Source organism: Mesorhizobium sp. M0048 (genome assembly GCF_040323405.1).
GTDB lineage: Bacteria > Pseudomonadota > Alphaproteobacteria > Rhizobiales > Rhizobiaceae > Mesorhizobium.
On sequence record NZ_JAMYUV010000006.1, the window covers coordinates 100,546 to 115,324 of the forward strand.

15 protein-coding genes are annotated in these 14,779 nt (G+C 63.1%); 14 read left to right on the forward strand and 1 reads right to left on the reverse strand.

Features of this window, described 5'->3' with window-relative positions:
* From NKJ84_RS08655 to trmB, 12 genes are all read left to right on the forward strand, one after another.
* Nucleotides 1-1,107, forward strand: coding sequence for a DUF1513 domain-containing protein (locus NKJ84_RS08655; protein ID WP_352506133.1), 1,107 nt, complete (start codon nt 1-3; stop codon nt 1,105-1,107).
* A gap of 159 nt (nt 1,108-1,266) precedes the next feature.
* Nucleotides 1,267-1,959 carry a tRNA (adenosine(37)-N6)-threonylcarbamoyltransferase complex dimerization subunit type 1 TsaB gene (tsaB, locus tag NKJ84_RS08660; RefSeq protein ID WP_352506134.1) on the forward strand — a complete coding sequence of 231 codons (693 nt, stop codon included), beginning with the start codon at nt 1,267-1,269 and terminating at the stop codon, nt 1,957-1,959.
* A complete protein-coding gene (rimI, locus tag NKJ84_RS08665) occupies nt 1,959-2,453 on the forward strand; it encodes a ribosomal protein S18-alanine N-acetyltransferase (RefSeq protein ID WP_254816257.1) in 495 nt (164 codons plus the stop codon). The genes tsaB and rimI overlap by 1 nt, the downstream gene beginning before the upstream one ends.
* 21 nt (nt 2,454-2,474) lie before the next feature.
* Nucleotides 2,475-3,275: a lyso-ornithine lipid O-acyltransferase gene (olsA, locus tag NKJ84_RS08670; RefSeq protein ID WP_352506135.1), complete on the forward strand. Its 801-nt coding sequence runs from the start codon at nt 2,475-2,477 to the stop codon at nt 3,273-3,275.
* A gap of 62 nt (nt 3,276-3,337) precedes the next feature.
* Complete coding sequence (gene miaB / locus NKJ84_RS08675; protein ID WP_352506136.1) at nt 3,338-4,747, forward strand: tRNA (N6-isopentenyl adenosine(37)-C2)-methylthiotransferase MiaB; 1,410 nt, start codon at nt 3,338-3,340, stop codon at nt 4,745-4,747.
* 83 nt (nt 4,748-4,830) lie between these two features.
* Nucleotides 4,831-5,823: a PhoH family protein gene (locus NKJ84_RS08680; RefSeq protein ID WP_352464821.1), complete on the forward strand. Its 993-nt coding sequence runs from the start codon at nt 4,831-4,833 to the stop codon at nt 5,821-5,823.
* 17 nt (nt 5,824-5,840) lie between these two features.
* Nucleotides 5,841-6,338 carry an rRNA maturation RNase YbeY gene (gene ybeY, locus NKJ84_RS08685; RefSeq protein ID WP_352506137.1) on the forward strand — a complete coding sequence of 166 codons (498 nt, stop codon included), beginning with the start codon at nt 5,841-5,843 and terminating at the stop codon, nt 6,336-6,338.
* Between the two features lie 28 nt (nt 6,339-6,366).
* Nucleotides 6,367-7,440 carry a hemolysin family protein gene (locus NKJ84_RS08690; protein WP_352448597.1) on the forward strand — a complete coding sequence of 358 codons (1,074 nt, stop codon included), beginning with the start codon at nt 6,367-6,369 and terminating at the stop codon, nt 7,438-7,440.
* A 69-nt stretch (nt 7,441-7,509) separates the two neighbouring features.
* The gene (gene lnt / locus NKJ84_RS08695) at nt 7,510-9,096 is read left to right on the forward strand and encodes an apolipoprotein N-acyltransferase (protein ID WP_352506138.1); all 1,587 of its coding nucleotides are present in this window, start codon (nt 7,510-7,512) and stop codon (nt 9,094-9,096) included.
* Between the two features lie 137 nt (nt 9,097-9,233).
* The gene (locus NKJ84_RS08700) at nt 9,234-9,653 is read left to right on the forward strand and encodes a helix-turn-helix domain-containing protein (RefSeq protein ID WP_023676895.1); all 420 of its coding nucleotides are present in this window, start codon (nt 9,234-9,236) and stop codon (nt 9,651-9,653) included.
* 331 nt (nt 9,654-9,984) lie between these two features.
* A complete protein-coding gene (gene metK / locus NKJ84_RS08705) occupies nt 9,985-11,274 on the forward strand; it encodes a methionine adenosyltransferase (protein ID WP_023719567.1) in 1,290 nt (429 codons plus the stop codon).
* An 11-nt stretch (nt 11,275-11,285) separates the two neighbouring features.
* A complete protein-coding gene (gene trmB / locus NKJ84_RS08710) occupies nt 11,286-11,987 on the forward strand; it encodes a tRNA (guanine(46)-N(7))-methyltransferase TrmB (protein WP_352506139.1) in 702 nt (233 codons plus the stop codon).
* 58 nt (nt 11,988-12,045) lie between these two features.
* On the opposite strand, the gene NKJ84_RS08715 is transcribed toward trmB, so the two are convergent.
* Complete coding sequence (locus NKJ84_RS08715) at nt 12,046-12,210, reverse strand: hypothetical protein (RefSeq protein ID WP_254816264.1); 165 nt, start codon at nt 12,208-12,210, stop codon at nt 12,046-12,048.
* Between the two features lie 281 nt (nt 12,211-12,491).
* Here NKJ84_RS08715 and rimP point away from each other — a divergent pair, with 281 nt between their 5' ends.
* Both rimP and nusA read left to right on the forward strand, forming a co-directional pair.
* Nucleotides 12,492-13,124: a ribosome maturation factor RimP gene (gene rimP, locus NKJ84_RS08720; protein WP_254816265.1), complete on the forward strand. Its 633-nt coding sequence runs from the start codon at nt 12,492-12,494 to the stop codon at nt 13,122-13,124.
* A gap of 46 nt (nt 13,125-13,170) precedes the next feature.
* Nucleotides 13,171-14,766 carry a transcription termination factor NusA gene (gene nusA, locus NKJ84_RS08725; RefSeq protein ID WP_023719563.1) on the forward strand — a complete coding sequence of 532 codons (1,596 nt, stop codon included), beginning with the start codon at nt 13,171-13,173 and terminating at the stop codon, nt 14,764-14,766.
* Nucleotides 14,767-14,779: the final 13 nt, after the last annotated feature.

Sequence of the window (14,779 nt, forward strand, 5' to 3'; positions counted from 1 at the left end):
ATGAGGACGCCGCTGATCGATCGGCGCGATTTCCTGAGGGCCGCGGGCGCTGGTTTCGTGGCGGCGATGGCGCCGTCGGCCTGGGCAAATACACTCGACGCCGACGCGGTCTTCGCCACGGCTTTCGTCAAGCGCGACGGCAGCTATGGCGCGGCCGTCCTGTCCGAGGCCGGCAAGTTGTTGCACACGATCGATCTGCCCGATCGGGGCCACGACGTTACCTTCGACCCGGTGTCTAAGCGTTCGGTGGTGTTTGCCAGGCAGCCGGGCACCTTTGCTGTCGTCTTCGACCATACCGGCCGCGATGAACCGCACACCATTGCCAGCGTTGCCGGCCGGCATTTCTTCGGCCATGGCGTGTTTTCGGCCGATGGCACGCTGCTCTACGCAACCGAGAACGATTTCGACAATGCCGACGGCGTCGTCGGCGTCTATGACGCGCATGCGAAATTCAAGCGCATCGGCGAGTTCCCGACCTACGGCACAGGCCCGCACGAGCTTTTGCTGCTTTCCGACGGCAGGACGATTGCTGTGGCCAATGGCGGCATCGAGACGCATCCGGATTATGGCCGCGCCGAGCTCAACATCGCAACGATGAAGCCTTCCTATGTTCTGGTCGACCGCCTTACCGGCGATCTCACCGAAAAGCACGAATTGCCGCCAGCGCTGCACCAACTGTCGATCCGCCATATGGATGCCGACCGCTCCGGCACCGTCTGGTTCGGCTGTCAATACAGGGGGCCGGGTACCGATCGTCCCCCACTGCTCGGCCGCGCGCCGCGCGGCATGGACTTGAAATTGCTCGACATGCCGCAGGACGTGCTCTCGGCCTTCAGAAATTATATCGGCTCGGTCGCGGCCAACCCTGCCGCCGGCACCATCGCCGTGTCTTCGCCTGAGGGGAATTCGCTTGCCGTGATCGACACGGCCAGCGGCCGCATCGTCGCCAGCAAGGCGCTGGTCGAGGTCTGCGGCGTTGCACCCGATGGGGAAAGCTTCATGGCGACGACCGGCGCCGGCGAAATCGTCGAGGCCGGTGGCTCGATACGTTCCGAGCCGGACTATGTCTGGGACAATCACCTGCTGCGTATCGAGCAGGTCGGCTAGTTCCGATACCTATTGTGGCGATTGCGTGCGTTGGAACTTACATTCTTGGACCCGCGCCGAAGCCAAGTCGCCTGACGATTTATCCATTATTCCCTTGCGGGGATCAGCTCTGGCGGGCAGAGGGAAGCTGTTTTCGAAACTGTCTCAACCGGCCGCTTCATGAAGTTGCTTGCCATCGACTGTGCCGCCAATCTCTGCGCCGCCTGCGTCTACGACGCGGCGGCCGGGAAAGAACTCGGCCGTTCGGTGCTCGATCTCGGCAAGGGTCATGCCGAGCATCTGATGGGTGTCATCGAAGGCGCGTTGAAGGCGGCCGGAAGCGATTATGCCAGCCTCGGCGCCATTGCCGTTTCAACCGGTCCGGGCTCCTTCACCGGACTGCGTGTCGGCGTCTCGGCGGCGCGCGGCCTGGCGCTGGCGCTGAAAATCCCGGCGATCGGCGTGACGACTCTGGAGGCACTGGCGGCAGAGACCGCAGCGATATTTCCCCGCCGCGCCGTGATCGCAGCGCTCGATGCAGGCCGCGAGGAGATCCATGCGGCACTTTACGATGAGAGGTCGGTTCTGATCTATGGTCCGGCTGTGACCACGCTCTCGCACGCCGCAGCCATGGCGATCGACATCTCTCCGGTTCTGGCGGGCACGGCGGCAACCCAAATTGCCGCGGCGGCCGGACGCAGCTTCGATCTCGGTGAGACGGCGGCCACCGCCGACATCGCTGTCTATGCGCGGCTGGCCGCGGCCCAAGGTGCCGGTAAACACGGCGAGGGCGAAAAGCCGAAACCGCTTTATCTGCGGGGCGCCGACGCCAAGCCGCAGGCCGGCTTTGTTCTATCCAGGCAAAAAAACTGATGCGTATTCCATTCCTCCAGCCGCGTCGCAGGGACTATGCGATCGAGCCGCTGACGGTTGCCGACAGCGCGGCCATGTCGGTGCTGCATCGCGAGGATTTCGCGCGGCCGTGGACCGACGACGAATTCGCCGCGCTGCTCGAGCAGGACACGGTGTTCGGCTATGCCGCGCGCGAGACCGGACAGGGCGCCAAGCCGCCGGTGGGCTTCGTCCTGGCGCGGCTGGCCGCCGGCGAGGGGGAGATCCTGACGGTCGCAGTGGCACGCTCGCACCGGCGCCGGGGGCTCGGCTGGCAATTGATGGATGCGGTGCTGCGTGAACTGCACGCACAGCGCGCCGAGGCGCTTTTCCTTGAGGTCGACGAGACCAACGTCGCCGCGATCGCGCTCTACCGGCGGCTGGGCTTCCGCGAGGTCGGCAAGCGCGCCAACTATTACAAGTCGCCGGAGCACGGCCCGACCGGCGCCCTTGTCATGCGCCGCGATCTTCGCTAGCCAAACGCCGGGGTGGTGCGGATGATCGGAAAAATCAGGATTTTCCTGGCGCTGGGGCTGGTTGTCGTCGGCTCATTGGTGCTTGTGCCGCTGCAGGTCTTGTCGATGAAGACCGGGCTCTGGCGCGAGACCTTCATCCTGAAGATCTGGCACAGGATGATCATCAGGGCGCTCGGGCTGCGCATCCATGTCAAAGGGGCGCTATCCGGCCAACGCCCATTGCTGGTCGCCGCCAACCACATCTCCTGGACCGACATCATGGTGCTGGGATCGATGGTCGACGTGACGTTCATCGCCAGAGCCGACATGGCCGGCTGGCCGCTGATCGGCATGCTGTCGAAGCTGCAACGCACCGTCTTCATTGAACGTGAGCGCAAACGTTCGTCGGGCGACCAGGCGAGCGAGATCGCCCGCCGGATGGCCAAGGGGGACGCCATGGTGCTGTTCGCCGAAGGCTCGACCGGCGACGGCAACATGATCCTGCCGTTCAAGAGCACACTGTTCGGCGCCGCTACGATGGCGATTGCTGAAGGGGCGGCCGAACAGGTCTTCATCCAGCCGGTGGCGATCGTTTATACGCGCCTGCATGGCGTGCCACTCGGCCGCCGGCATCGGCCGGTTGCCGCCTGGATCGGCGATGAGGAGCTGATGCCGCACCTCAAGGTGCTGATGGCCGAGGGCGCTCTCGACGTCGAGGTGCATTTTGGCGAGGCGATTGCTTTCTCCAAGGGGTCCAGCCGCAAGGAGACGGCAAAGCAGATGGAACGCCAGGTGCGCGAGATGGTGCAGGCGGCGCTCGCCGAACCGCGCCCGAGCCGGTAGTCTGCTCGGTACCGGCCAGATTCGTCTGTTTTTTGTCAGGGAAAGGCGCTAGAAGCCGCGAAATGGAATTGAACACGATAGAACGCGACGACATCGGCGCTGCCGCCGAAGACCTGGTCGTTCTGCCTGCCGCGACCAGGAAGGTCTTCGTCAAGACCTATGGCTGCCAGATGAACGTCTACGATTCGCAGCGCATGACCGATGCTCTGGCCATCGACGGCTATGCCGCGACAGACGCCGTTGGCGAGGCCGATCTGGTGCTGCTCAACACCTGCCACATCCGCGAGAAGGCGGCGGAAAAGGTCTATTCCGAACTTGGGCGCATCCGTGAGTTGAAGGCGGAACGTGCCAAGGCCGGGCGCGAAATGCTGGTCGGCGTCGCCGGCTGCGTGGCGCAGGCCGAGGGCGCCGAGATCATCCGTCGCTCGCCGGTGGTCGATCTGGTCATCGGCCCGCAGACCTACCACCGGCTGCCCGGTGTGCTGGCGAAGGCGCGGAGCGGAGAAAAGATCGTCGAGACCGACTATGCCGTCGAGGACAAGTTCGAGCATCTGCCGCAGCCCAAGCGCGCCGAACTGATCAGGCGCGGCGTGACGGCGTTCTTGACCGTTCAGGAAGGCTGCGACAAATTCTGCACCTTCTGTGTCGTACCCTATACGCGCGGCTCGGAAGTCTCGCGGCCGGTGGCACAGATCGTCGCCGAAGCCGAGCGCCTGGCGGATGCCGGCGTGCGCGAGGTGACGCTGCTCGGCCAGAACGTCAACGCCTGGCATGGAAGAGGCGAAGACAGCGAGGAATGGGGCCTTGGCCGGCTGCTGTTCAGGCTCGCAGAGATTCCAGGTCTGGCGCGGCTGCGCTACACGACCAGCCATCCGCGCGACATGGACGATGAATTGATCGCCGCCCATCGTGATTTGCCCGCGCTGATGCCCTATCTACATTTACCGGTGCAATCCGGCTCGGACCGCATACTCAAGGCGATGAACCGCAGGCATATGGCCAAGGACTACCTGACGTTGATCGACCGCATCCGTGCCGCGCGGAACGACATCGCACTGTCCGGCGATTTTATCGTCGGCTTTCCCGGTGAGACGGAAGCGGATTTCGAGGCGACGATGCAGTTGGTGGAAGACGTCAACTATGCCTCGGCCTTCTCGTTCAAATACTCTCCGCGGCCCGGCACGCCGGGCGCCGAAATGAACGATCAGGTGCCGGAGGCCGTCAAGGACGAGCGCCTGCAGCGATTGCAAGCGCTGCTTCTGAAACAGCAGCAGCATTTCGGCGCAAGCCTGGTCGGCAGGACCATCGACACGCTGGTCGAAAAGCCGGGCCGCCAGGCCGGCCAGAAGGTTGGCCGCTCGCCGTGGCTGCAGCCGGTTATTGTTGATGAAAAGGCCGGCGAAATCGGTGACATTATCCAGGTACGAATCACGAAGGCGGGCTACAACAGCCTGTTCGCCGAATTGGCCTGAAGGCCTCGGCAGATGAGGAGAGACGGTTGAGCGCTGCTGAAGTCAAGAACCTGCCCCAGAATCTACCCTCCGGGGCCTCGGATATGGCGCACATCGTACTGACTTTCGACAATAACAAGCTTGCCAGCGCCCTTTACGGCCAGTTCGACGAGAATCTGGCCAGGCTCGAGCAGAAGCTCGGCGTCGACATCCGCTCGCGTGGCAACCAATTGACCATCAAGGGCTCTTCCTCAGCCGCCGAGCAGGCACGCCGCGCCTTGGACAATCTTTACGGCATTCTGCAGAAAGGCACTGATATCGGCCAGTCCGATGTCGACGGCGCGGTGCGCATGGCGATCGCCACCGACGACCAGCTGACGCTGCCGACGCTGGAGCGCAAGGGCAAGGTGTCCGCCGCCCAGATATCGACACGCAAGAAGACCATCTATGCCCGCTCGCTGAACCAGGACGCCTATATGCGCGCGCTGGAGCGGTCGGAACTCGTCTTCGGCATCGGCCCGGCCGGCACCGGAAAGACCTACCTGGCGGTGGCGCACGCGGCAATGCTGCTCGAACGCGGCATGGTCGAACGCATTGTGCTGTCGCGCCCCGCGGTCGAGGCCGGCGAACGGCTTGGCTTTCTGCCGGGCGACATGAAGGAGAAGGTCGATCCCTATCTGCGGCCGCTCTATGACGCGCTCTACGACATGATGCCGGCCGACAAGGTCGAGCGGGCGATTGCCGCCGAGGTCATCGAGATCGCGCCGCTGGCGTTCATGCGCGGCCGTACGCTGGCGCATGCCGCCGTCATCCTCGACGAGGCGCAGAACACCACGCCGATGCAGATGAAGATGTTCCTGACCCGGCTCGGCGAGAACTCGCGCATGATCGTCACCGGTGATCCGACCCAGATCGATCTGCCGCCGAACACCAAGTCCGGCCTGGTCGAGGCGCTGAGAATTCTCGACGGCGTTACCGGCATGGTGACGGTCCGCTTCAATGAAGGCGACGTCGTCAGACATCCGCTGGTCGCCGAGATCGTCAAGGCCTACGACCGTGACGGCAAGCTGGCCAGGGGCTTAGGTGTCGAAAGCTGATATGATTATGCGGCCGCATGGCTGAGGAGCAAAAGGCGGGAGGGCCGCTTCCCGTCGAGATCGATATCGCCATAGAGGCGGGCGACTGGCCCGACGAGACGACGCTGACGCGGCTGGTCGACCACGCCGTATCGGCCGCCTTTGTCGAAACCGGTGCGGACGGCCGTTCCGAGCTCAGCATCGTCTTCTCCGACGATGCCCATATCCGTACGCTCAATGCCGGCTGGCGCGGCAAGGACAAGCCCACCAACGTCCTGTCTTTTCCGGCTTTTCCCTTTACCAGGGGCGGGCCTCTGCCGCCGATGCTCGGCGACATCGTGCTGGCCGCCGAGACTGTCGCGCGCGAGGCGGCACTGGAAGACAAGCCCGTCGAGGACCATATCTCCCATCTCGTCATCCATGGCCTGCTGCATTTGCTGGGCTATGATCACGAAACGGATGCCGAAGCGGATCTGATGGAAGCGACAGAGCGCGCAGCACTTGCGAGGCTTGCCATTCCCGATCCCTACACGTAATTACAAAAGACCAATTGACCGGACGATGATGAACGACAAACCAGAGACTGCCGCCCGCTCCGACGCCGGCAGTGTGATCAAGCCTTCCGAAACGACGGAAGAGGGCTCGAGTCCGAGTACCACGACCGGCAGCTTCGCCAGCGAGGCATCGCCTGCCGGTCCTTCCCTGTTCGATCGCGTGCTCGGGCTTTTCAGGCACCGCAACGGCACCAGCCTGCGCGAGGAGATTGCCGGTGCGCTTGCCGAAACGGCGAGCGATGCAGAATCCTTCTCGCCCGGCGAACGCGCCATGCTCAACAACATCCTGCGCCTGCGCGAAGTGCGGGTCGAGGACGTCATGGTGCCGCGCGCCGACATCGAGGCGGTCGAGATCACGACGAAGCTCGGCGATCTTCTGGGGCTGTTCGAACAGTCCGGCCACTCCCGCATGCCAGTTTATTCGGAGACGCTCGACGACCCGCGCGGCATGGTTCATATCCGCGACGTGCTGGCGCATATCACCAAGGTCGCCCGCGTCAGAAAGGGCAGGACGACCAGGAAAACCCCGGTCGCGACGGTTCTCGATCTCGCCCAGGTCGATCTGGCGCGCACCATCGGCGATCTCAACCTGATCCGACCGGTGCTGTTCGTGCCGCCGTCGATGCTCGCCTCCGACCTGATGGGGCGAATGCAGACGACGCGCACCCAGATGGCGCTGGTCATCGACGAATATGGCGGCACCGACGGCCTCGTCTCGCTCGAGGACATCGTCGAGATGGTAGTCGGCGACATCGAGGACGAGCATGACGAGGACGAGCCGATGATCACCCAGGCCGGCGAAGGCGTCTTCATCGTCGACGGCAAGGCCGAGATCGACGACGTCGCCAAGATGATCGGCGAGGATTTCGCCGCCGGCGAGCACGGCGAATATGTCGACACGATCGGCGGCATGATCTTCAATACGCTTGGCCGGGTGCCGGCGCGCGGCGAAGTGGTGCAGGCCATACCCGGCTTCGAGTTCCATGTGCTCGACGCCGATCCGCGCCGCGTCAAGCGCGTGCGCATCGTCGAGACCTTGAAGGGCGAGCGGCGGCGCCGCGCCGTGCGCACCGAGCAGGCTTAGGGTTTGTTTGGAGGCAAGCCCGCGGCCTGATAAATCTTGCGTCCTGATTCGCACGACTCGGAAGCATTGATGGAGCGCCAGGCCGGCCGGATAATTCTGCTTTGGGGCTGGCGGCGCGCGCTGGTGGCGTTTCTTGCCGGGGCGCTGGCGGTTCTTGCCCAGGCGCCTTACGATTTCTTCGCCGTCTGCTTCGTTTCGTTCCCACTGCTGGTGTGGCTTCTCGATGGCGCGACCGGCGAAGCCTCGGACGGTTTTCTGCGGCGCTTGCGGCCGGCTTTCGCCGTCGGCTGGTGGTTCGGTTTCGGCTACTTTCTTGCCGGTCTCTGGTGGGTCGGCTCGGCGCTTCTGGTCGAGGCCGACAGCTTTGCCTGGGCCTTGCCGTTCGCGGTGGTCGGCATCCCCCTCGCGCTGGCCTTCTTTTACGGTTTCGCTGCCGTGGTTGCCCGGCTGTTGTGGAGCAACGACATCGGCCGCATCGCCGCGCTCGCCTTCGGCTTTGCGCTGGCGGAATGGCTGCGCGGCTTCCTGTTCACCGGCTTTCCGTGGAATGCCGTCGGCTATGCGGCGATGCCGGTGCCTTTGCTGATGCAGAGCGTCTCGGTGACCGGCATGGTCGGCATGAACGCGCTGGCGGTCTTCGTCTTCGCGCTGCCGGCGCTGCTTGCGGCGCGCCAGCATCTTCGCCTCGGCGCGGCGTTGCTTGTCGTTCTCGTCGCCGCCCATGCCGGCTTCGGCTATATCCGGCTCGCCGCCCCCGAAAAACCGGCGGCCCATAGCCTCGACGTCCGTATCGTGCAACCTGCCGTCGATCTCACGGAAAAATGGGATGCCTCGGTGCGTGACCGCATCTTCGCCACCATGATGGGGCTTTCGGCCAGGGCACCGGAACCCGGCCATGACAGGCCGCAATTGATCCTGTGGCCGGAGACCTCCGTGCCGTTTCTGTTCACCGAACGTCCGGATGCCTTGCCTGCCATCGGAGAGATGCTTGGCGATGGCCAGATGCTGCTTGCCGGCGTCGTTCGCGAGGAAGGCGGCTCGGCGGCTCGCAGCCGTTACTACAACTCGGTCGTGGCGATCGACGAAAGGGGCGAAATCGTCGATGCCGTGGACAAGGTCCACCTGGTCCCCTTCGGCGAATATCTGCCTTTCGCCGATCTGCTCGGCCGCCTCGGGCTTGAGCAGCTTGTTGCCGGTCCGATGACCTTCGCGGCCGGCAATGAGCGGCACCCGATCGCGCTGCCCGGCGGTATGCGGGCGCTGCCGTTTATTTGCTATGAGGTCATCTTTCCCGATCTCGTCGCGGTTGACGCTACGACAGCCGCGCTTATTGTGAACGTCACCAATGACGCTTGGTTCGGCGACACGCCGGGGCCGTACCAGCACTTCAGGCAGGCGCAGATCCGGGCGGTGGAGAATGGGGTGCCCCTGTTGCGCGCGGCTAATAACGGCATTTCGGCCGTTGTCGACCCGCACGGTCGCATCGTCGACGCGCTGGCAATCGATGCACGCGGCGCCATCGATGTGCGTGTGCCGATCTCCAACCAAGCCATCGTTTCCTCCAGCCAACGACGCATTAACGGAATGCTGATCATGTTTTTGCTCGCCGTAGCGGCATGCATTTTGAACGTAAGGCAAAGGCTACGGGCGAATTGACAGCCGACACATTAGAAACTCATACTGTAAGCGCCTGAAAATTTTCGAAGTCGATAAGGTCGTTCTGTTGGGGCACGGGCCGCGGCGTCGTTTGGGCAGCAAAGTAGAAAAAGCCGGAAAAATTCGGCGAGGACAAAATGACAGAAGAAAACAAGAAAAAGCCGAATCCGATCGACATCCACGTCGGAAGCCGCATCCGGCTTCGCCGCAATATGCTGGGAATGAGCCAGGAAAAACTGGGCGAAAACCTCGGCATAACGTTCCAGCAGATCCAAAAGTACGAAAAGGGCACCAATCGCGTTGGCGCCAGCCGTTTGCAGGCAATCGCCTCCATACTCGGCGTGCCCGTCGCCTTCTTTTTCGAGGATGCGCCCGGTCAGGAGCCCGTGGGCAACCGTGGATTTGCCGAGGATGCGTCGATGACCTCCGCCGTCGAATTCTGCGGCAGCCCGGAAGGGCTCCAGCTGAATCGCGCCTTCGTCAAGATCGCCGACGTGAAAGTGCGCCGTAAGATCATTGAGCTTGTGAAGTCGCTCTCCACCGACGAGGTCGATTGACTGGCTCGCGAAGAGTTCAAAGAGGTAGAGTTCGTCGTGGCTGGGCAGGCAATTTCTCGCGCTTGCCCGCATCGAGGGATGTGCATTCCGCAGATGCGCCAAAGCGCGGATCGATTTTGCTCGACACGCTTCCTCGAAGCCGTTTTCCCTCAGTCTGTTGGCGCAAGGGCTGATCGCAGTGCGCCCTGCCGCCGTCTCGGGATGCAAAGATAAATAACGTCAAAATTCATGCCAGAACGGCTGCATGGCTTGACGACCGGCGCCCGGCACCGTTAACAACTGGCGCGCCAAAATCGGCGGCCTGCCGATATTTTTTCAAGAGGGGACACCCGTGACGCGGCACAATTACTTCTTCACCTCGGAATCCGTTGCCGAGGGCCATCCCGACAAGGTCTGCGACCGCATCTCCGACGAGATTGTCGATCTCGTCTATCGCGAAGCCAGAAAGACCGGCATGGACCCGTGGAAGGTCCGCGTTGCCTGCGAGACGCTTGCGACAACCAATCGCGTTGTCATCGCCGGCGAGGTGCGCGTCCCCGAGACGCTGCTCAAGAAGGACAAGGAGGGCAATGTCCTGAAGGATGCGGCCGGCCATCCGATTGTCAACCCGGCCAAGTTCAAGTCGGTCGCCCGCAAGGCAATCCGCGAAATCGGCTACGAGCAGGCCGGCTTCCACTGGAAGACGGCCAAGATCGAGGTCCTGCTGCACGGCCAGTCGCCGGATATCGGCCAAGGCGTGGACAACGCCTCCGACCGGCAAGGTGAGGAGGGAGCCGGCGACCAGGGCATCATGTTTGGCTATGCCTGCCGCGAAACCCCGGACCTGATGCCTGCGCCGATCTATTACAGCCACAAGATCCTCGAACTGCTGGCCGCTGCGCGCCATGAAGGCAGCGGTGATGCAGGCAGGCTCGGGCCGGATGCCAAGAGCCAGGTCACCGTCCGCTATGTCGACGGCAAAGCGGCGGAAGTGACGCAGATCGTGCTGTCGACCCAGCATCTCGATGAGACATGGGATTCGAAGAAGGTGCGCAACGTCGTCGAGCCCTATATTCGCGAAGCACTGGGCGACCTGAAGATCGCCGACAATTGCAACTGGTACATCAACCCGACCGGCAAGTTCGTCATCGGCGGGCCCGACGGCGACGCCGGCCTGACCGGCCGCAAGATCATCGTCGACACCTACGGTGGGGCTGCGCCCCATGGCGGCGGCGCTTTCTCCGGCAAGGACACCACCAAGGTCGACCGCTCGGCCGCCTATGCGGCGCGCTATCTCGCCAAGAACGTGGTTGCCGCGAAGCTCGCCGATCGCTGCACTATCCAGCTTTCCTATGCGATCGGTGTCGCCCAGCCGCTGTCGATCTACGTCGACCTCCACGGCACCGGCAAGGTCGACGAGGCAAAGCTCGAGCGTGCACTGCGCACCGTGATGGACCTGTCGCCGTCCGGCATCCGCCGCCACCTCGATCTCAACAAGCCCATCTATGCCAAGACGTCGTCCTACGGCCATTTTGGCCGCAAGGCCGGCCGCGACGGATCCTTCTCCTGGGAGAAGACCGATCTCGCCAAGGCGCTCAAGGACGCTCTCGCCGAACCGGTCGCCGAAGCAGTCGCCGCCTAACCGCGGCGCCTATGGACCCGAAGGACCGGCCAAGCCGTGCGACCGAGGCCTTTTTCGGTCGCCGGCGCGGCAAGACCATTCGACCACAGCAGGCAGCGGCGCTGGAGAGCGGCTTTGCCGCCTACAAGCTCGATCTGACGGTTGGACCACCGGCCGATCTGCGCAGCCTTTTCGAAGCCGGAGTTTCCGCTGTCCAGCTCGAAATCGGTTTTGGCGGCGGCGAACATCTTCTGCACCGTGCTACGGCCAGCCAGGCGACCAGCTTTATCGGCGTCGAACCTTTCGTCAACGGCATGGCCAAGATGATGATGGCGGTCCGGGAGCGGCCGCTTGCCAATCTGCGCGTCTATGATGACGACGCCACGCGCCTGCTGGACTGGCTGCCGCAGGCTTCGCTTGACGGCATTGACCTCCTCTATCCGGATCCGTGGCCGAAGAAGAAGCACTGGAAGCGGCGCTTCGTCAGCCCGGTCAATCTCGACCGCTTCGCGCGCGTCCTGAAGCACGGCGGAAAGTTCCACTTTGCGTCCGACATCGACAGCTATGTGAACTGGACGCTGCTGCATTGCCGGGCCCACGGCGCCTTCACGTGGCAGGCAAACGAAGCAGCCGACTGGCATCGGCCCTATGATGGCTGGCCGGGGACGCGCTATGAGGCCAAGGCCATTCGCGAAGGCCGACGGCCCGCCTATCTGACCTTCGTGCGGAAATAAGCGGGAAATTAGAGCTGAGTAAAGGCGAGCGGCCGAAGGCTCTCGGCGCTCACTTGGCTCAGAAGCGACGGATCTTGTCGAAGGCTGCCGGCTCCATGCCGAGATTGCGCAGATCATGCGCACGCGGCTTGCGACCGTTTTCCACAGCCCGCGACGCTGCTACGGCGCTGCCGAACACGCTAAAGACATCGCCTATGGCTGAAAAAAATCCACGATTGTTCATAATCGTACCCTTTCGAGCGCAGTGAGCGCTCCAATTGTGCAATGCAACATAGATAGTCGTGCGTGGCCGGTGCTCAAAGGGGCATAACTGCATGGGCGCCATGCATTTGGCGCAGCGCTGCGGACTCGGTGCCTTGCCGTCATGCAGGACGGGCTTGAAACGAGGACCATGATCGTCTATATCAGCTTCAAATTCTTGGTCGGTATGACGAAGAGTGGGTCCACCCGGTCCCGCTCTTTTTTATTACCTGCCGACCAACAGGGATCGAGCGACAGGACCGAATGACAGTGACGGCGAGCGAAGGCGACGACCGCATCATCCGCGAAAGCGGCATCGATGCGCGCATCGCGCTGATCGTTCAGCCGGTACTGCGCGCCATTGGCTTTCGCTTGGTACGTGTGCACCTGTCGGGCCAGAACGGGCTGACGCTGCAGATCATGGCCGAGCGCGAGGACGGCACCATGACGGTCGAGGATTGTGAAGAGGTCAGCCGGGCGGTGTCGCCGGCGCTCGATGTCGATGATCCGATCGAGAAGGCTTATCATCTCGAAGTGTCGTCGCCGGGCATCGACCGGCCGCTGGTCCGCAAATCGGACTTTGCAGCCTGGGCCGGCCATCTGGTGAAGATGGAGACGTCTGTCCTCGTCGCCGACCGCAAGCGCTTCAAGGGCAAGATCGCCGAAAGCGACGCGGACGGTGTGGTGATCGAGCGCGACAAGGCCGCTTACGGCGAGGAGCCGACGGTGCGTGTTCCCTACGATGCGATTGCCGAAGCGCGGCTGGTTCTGACCGACGATCTTATCCGCGATGCACTGTCGAAGGACAACCGGGCGCGCAAGGAAGCCAGGAAACGCCGCGGCGAACCCGAAGACGCACCAGCGGGTGCGGAAGACGAAACCGAACAGGAAATGTGATTGGGCTGCCGGCGGTAAGGTCGGCGACAAGCTCGGGAGAAACAAGATGGTTGTAAGCGCCAACAGGCTTGAACTGCTGCAGATCGCCGATGCGGTCGCGCGTGAAAAGTCGATCGACAAGTCGATCGTCATCGCCGCCATGGCCGATGCGATCCAGAAGGCCGCGCGCTCGCGCTACGGCCAGGAAACCAATATCCGGGCGGATATCAATCCGAATACCGGCGAGATGAAGCTGCAGCGGCTGATGGAAGTGGTCGAGAAGGTCGACGACTACGCGACCCAGATTGCCATTTCCTCGGCGCGCGAGCGAAATCCGGACGCCCAGCTCGGCGATTTCATCGCCGAACAGCTGCCGCCGATGGATTTCGGCCGTATCGCCGCCCAGTCGGCCAAGCAGGTCATCGTGCAGAAGGTGCGCGAGGCCGAGCGCGACCGGCAATATGACGAATACAAGGACCGTATCGGCGAGATCGTCAACGGCACCGTCAAGCGCGTCGAATACGGCAACGTCATCGTCGATCTCGGCCGCGGCGAGGCGATCATCCGCCGCGACGAGCTGATTCCGCGCGAAAACTACAAGTATGGCGATCGCGTCCGCGCCTATGTCTATGACGTGCGCCGCGAACAGCGCGGCCCGCAGATCTTCCTGTCGCGCACCCATCCGCAGTTCATGGCGAAGCTGTTCACCATGGAGGTGCCGGAAATCTACGACGGCATCATCGAGATCAAGTCGGTCGCCCGCGATCCGGGTTCGCGCGCCAAGATCGCTGTCATCTCGCGCGACAGCTCCATCGATCCGGTCGGTGCCTGCGTCGGTATGCGCGGCAGCCGCGTCCAGGCGGTCGTCGGTGAATTGCAGGGCGAGAAGATCGACATCATTCCGTGGTCGCCTTCGGCGGCGTCCTTCATTGTCAATGCGTTGCAGCCGGCGGAAGTCGCCAAGGTCGTGCTCGACGAGGATGCCGAGCGCATCGAGGTCGTCGTTCCCGATGATCAGCTGTCGCTGGCCATTGGCCGTCGCGGCCAGAACGTCCGTCTTGCCTCGCAGCTCACCGGCTGGGATATCGACATCCTGACCGAGCAGGAAGAAAGCGAACGCCGCCAGAAGGAATTCGTCGAACGATCGTCGCTGTTCATGGAAGCCCTCGACGTCGACGAGATGGTCGGCCAGGTGCTCGCTTCCGAAGGCTTCACCAGCGTCGAGGAAGTCGCGTATGTCGATTCCGGCGAAATCGCGTCGATCGACGGCTTCGACGAGGACACTGCTTCGGAAATCCAGACCCGCGCCCGCGAATATCTGGAGAAGATCGAAGCCGAGCACGACGAGAAGCGCAAGGCCCTCGGCGTCAAGGATGAATTGCGCGAGATTCCCGGCATCACCACCGCCATGATGGTGACGCTCGGCGAGGACGGCGTGAAGACGATCGAGGATTTCGCCGGCTACGCCGCCGACGACCTGACCGGTTGGAAAGAACGCAAGGACGGCGAGACGAAGGTATTCCCGGGTGTGCTCGCCAACCATGGCGTATCACGCGCCGATGCCGAGCAGATGGTCCTGGCGGCTCGCCTGAAGGCTGGCTGGATCACCGAAGACGAGCTTGCCGCCGAGGGCGTGCCGGCTGACGAAACCGTCGGTGCGTGAGGTGAAACCGCAT

Bases quoted from the DNA above. Each gene is read 5' to 3' on its own strand.
- rimP (WP_254816265.1), top strand. From the start codon at position 12,492: ATGACAGTGACGGCGAGCGAAGGCGACGACCGCATCATCCGCGAAAGC.
- olsA (WP_352506135.1), top strand. From the start codon at position 2,475: ATGATCGGAAAAATCAGGATTTTCCTGGCGCTGGGGCTGGTTGTCGTC.
- lnt (WP_352506138.1), top strand. From the start codon at position 7,510: ATGGAGCGCCAGGCCGGCCGGATAATTCTGCTTTGGGGCTGGCGGCGC.
- rimI (WP_254816257.1), top strand. From the start codon at position 1,959: ATGCGTATTCCATTCCTCCAGCCGCGTCGCAGGGACTATGCGATCGAG.
- ybeY (WP_352506137.1), top strand. From the start codon at position 5,841: ATGGCTGAGGAGCAAAAGGCGGGAGGGCCGCTTCCCGTCGAGATCGAT.
- NKJ84_RS08680 (WP_352464821.1), top strand. From the start codon at position 4,831: ATGGCGCACATCGTACTGACTTTCGACAATAACAAGCTTGCCAGCGCC.
- NKJ84_RS08655 (WP_352506133.1), top strand. From the start codon at position 1: ATGAGGACGCCGCTGATCGATCGGCGCGATTTCCTGAGGGCCGCGGGC.
- miaB (WP_352506136.1), top strand. From the start codon at position 3,338: ATGGAATTGAACACGATAGAACGCGACGACATCGGCGCTGCCGCCGAA.
- NKJ84_RS08700 (WP_023676895.1), top strand. From the start codon at position 9,234: ATGACAGAAGAAAACAAGAAAAAGCCGAATCCGATCGACATCCACGTC.
- NKJ84_RS08690 (WP_352448597.1), top strand. From the start codon at position 6,367: ATGAACGACAAACCAGAGACTGCCGCCCGCTCCGACGCCGGCAGTGTG.
- nusA (WP_023719563.1), top strand. From the start codon at position 13,171: ATGGTTGTAAGCGCCAACAGGCTTGAACTGCTGCAGATCGCCGATGCG.
- tsaB (WP_352506134.1), top strand. From the start codon at position 1,267: ATGAAGTTGCTTGCCATCGACTGTGCCGCCAATCTCTGCGCCGCCTGC.
- NKJ84_RS08715 (WP_254816264.1), bottom strand. From the start codon at position 12,210: ATGAACAATCGTGGATTTTTTTCAGCCATAGGCGATGTCTTTAGCGTG.
- trmB (WP_352506139.1), top strand. From the start codon at position 11,286: ATGGACCCGAAGGACCGGCCAAGCCGTGCGACCGAGGCCTTTTTCGGT.